This is a genomic window from Streptomyces tricolor, assembly GCF_002155905.1.
Taxonomy (GTDB): Bacteria; Actinomycetota; Actinomycetes; order Streptomycetales; family Streptomycetaceae; genus Streptomyces; species Streptomyces tricolor.
Genome location: NZ_MUMF01000366.1, coordinates 1 through 2,384, shown reverse-complemented (window position 1 = coordinate 2,384; position 2,384 = coordinate 1). Strand labels below are relative to the sequence as shown.

The window sequence follows — 2,384 nt, the reverse complement described above, 5'->3', positions numbered from 1 at the left end:
AGCTGGATGCCGTTGCCGGAGACCAGCCCGGGCGAGCCGGCCGCCGAGCCGTCGGCGCCGGCCCCGCCCGCCGCGAAGGCGGCGGACACCGGCAGCGCCACGGCCATCGCGCCGGACGCGGCGGCGACGGCGATCACACCGTTTCGGGTAGCCCGTCTCATAGGTTCCCTGCCTTCCAGAACGTCGTCGCGGGCAGCCACCCGCACCCCGTAAAACGCATGCGAACCATCAGAGTTATGGCTTATCGGTCTTTCACCCCATCGAGCGGCACTGTTATCGAACGGGATGTAAAGCCACAGAATGATCACCAACGGGGCAGGGAGGGAGCGCATGGTACGGCAGCGGGCGGCGTCCCGCTCGTCCGGAGGCGGGCCGTCCGGGGGCCGCATATGGTGATCCGAGGGCGCCGGCGGGCGCCCGGGAGGCGATCCATGCTGGCCAAGCTGTCCACACGGCCCGCCGTGCGGCGCTGCGCGGGTGCCTCGGCCCTCGCCCTGGCGCTGCTCGGAGCCGGGCTGCCCGCGGCTGCCGCCGACCGGCCGCAGCCCGACCTGTCCCGCTTCTACCGGCAGAAGCCGGCCTGGGGCGCCTGTGAGGGCCCGGACATGCCGAAGGACATGCAGTGCGCGAAGGTCACCGTCCCGCTCGACTACGCCCGGCCGCGCGCGGGCACCCTCGACGTGGCCCTCGCCCGCTACCGCGCCACGGGGCAGCGGCAGGGCTCGGTGCTGCTGAACTTCGGCGGCCCGGGCGGGGCCGGCGTCGCCGAGCTGGCCGCCGAGGGCCGGCAGTTCATGGACCTGACCGACGGGTACGACGTGGTCACCTTCGACCCGCGCGGTGTCGGCCGGTCCTCCCCCGTCAGCTGCGGGGAGGGCGGCGACGACCTGGCCTCGGCGGTGCTGGGGAAGGAAGCCGACCTCAGCCGTCCCCAAGAGCTGCTCCAGCGCTTGCGGCAGGCCGCCGACCAGTGCGCCCGGCACTCCGGCCCGGTGCTGCCCCACATCGGCACCGTGAACGCCTCCCGCGACCTGGACGTCATCCGCCAGGCGCTGGGCGACGACAAGCTCAACTACCTGGGTTTCTCCTACGGCACCCGGCTCGGCGCGGTGTACGCCGCGCAGTTCCCGGACAAGGTCGGCCGGCTCGCCCTCGACGGCGTGGACACGCTGACCGAGTCGCTGGCCGAGCAGGGGGTGGCCGGCGCCGAGGGGCAGCAGACGGCCCTGGACGACTTCCTGGACTGGTGCACGAAGGACATCGGCTGTCCGTTCGGACAGGACCGGCGGGCGGCGGGCGAGCAGGTGCTCCGGCTGGTGCGCTCGCTCGACGAGAACCCGGTGCCCACGGACTTCGGCGGCTCGTTCTCCGGCCAGGACCTGGTGGGCGCCATCGGGCAGGCCCTGTACAGCAAGGAGCTGTGGCCCTCGCTGGAGCGCGCGCTGGCCTCACTGATCGAGGACGGCGACACCCGGCGCGTCCTGGCCTTCTCCACGGGCGGCATCGGCCTGCCCCGCGACCGGTACCGCACGGACGGCGGGCTGGTCGACGCGCAGGAGGTCCCGGCGGACAACCTGCCGGCCGCGCTGATGGCGATCAACTGCGCGGACGACCCCGACCGGCCCACCGCGGCGCGGCTCACCAAGGACCTGAAGGACCTGCGGGCCGCGTACGACGAGGCCTCGCCGGTGTTCGGCCGCTTCCGGCTGACCCAGCTGCTGATGTGCTACGGCCGGCCCAGGGGCACCGACTTCATCCGCGACCGGGTGAAGAACGTGCGGTCGGCGAAGATGCTGCTCATCGGCACGCGCGGGGACCCGGCGACGCCGTACCGGTGGACCGTGGAGACGGCCCGCCGGCTCGGCCCGTCGGCGGTGGTGCTCGACAACAAGGGCGAGGGCCACACCGCGTACTCCTCCTCCAAGTGCGTGCACCGCAAGGTCAACGACTTCCTGCTGTACGGTTCGCTGCCCGCGAGCGGCAGCTCCTGCCCGGCGGACGCGACCCGCGAGCGGGTCACCTCGGACGACACCGGCTGACGCGACCGGGTGACGGCCGCGGACCGGGGCAACCTCCCGGCCGCCCCGGTCGTCACACCGGGTGGGCGGGCTCAGGCCGCCGCCTCCCGTACGTGACCGCGACAGAGGGACACCGTCATGCGCAACCGCGCCGCCATCGCCGTACCCGCCGCCTCGGCCGCCGTGGCGGCCCTGCTGCTCAGCGCGCCGCAGAGCCAGGCCGCCGCCGGCCCCGACCGGCCCGCCCGCTGCACCGAGAAGGCGCTGACGCTGCGGGCGAAGGCCGTGCCCGGCCACCCGACCGTGCTGCGGGTCAGCGTCACCAACCGCGGCACGCGCGCGTGCCGCGGTTGGTGACGCTGACCC

At 74.1% G+C, this 2,384-nt stretch carries 3 protein-coding genes; 2 read left to right on the top strand and 1 reads right to left on the bottom strand.

All coding sequences use genetic code 11. The annotated features are described in order from the left end of the window. Positions 1 to 107 (bottom strand): chaplin family protein (locus CCN44_RS25250; protein WP_331478615.1); only part of this gene is annotated, 107 nt, incomplete at its 3' end. A gap of 324 nt (positions 108 to 431) precedes the next feature. Between CCN44_RS25250 and CCN44_RS25245 the strand changes: the two genes are divergently transcribed. Then, positions 432 to 2,039 carry an alpha/beta hydrolase gene (locus tag CCN44_RS25245; protein ID WP_059247440.1) on the top strand — a complete coding sequence of 536 codons (1,608 nt, stop codon included), beginning with the start codon at positions 432 to 434 and terminating at the stop codon, positions 2,037 to 2,039. Between the two features lie 117 nt (positions 2,040 to 2,156). Continuing rightward, complete coding sequence (locus CCN44_RS25240; RefSeq protein ID WP_244203961.1) at positions 2,157 to 2,375, top strand: hypothetical protein; 219 nt, start codon at positions 2,157 to 2,159, stop codon at positions 2,373 to 2,375. Positions 2,376 to 2,384 lie beyond the last annotated feature (9 nt).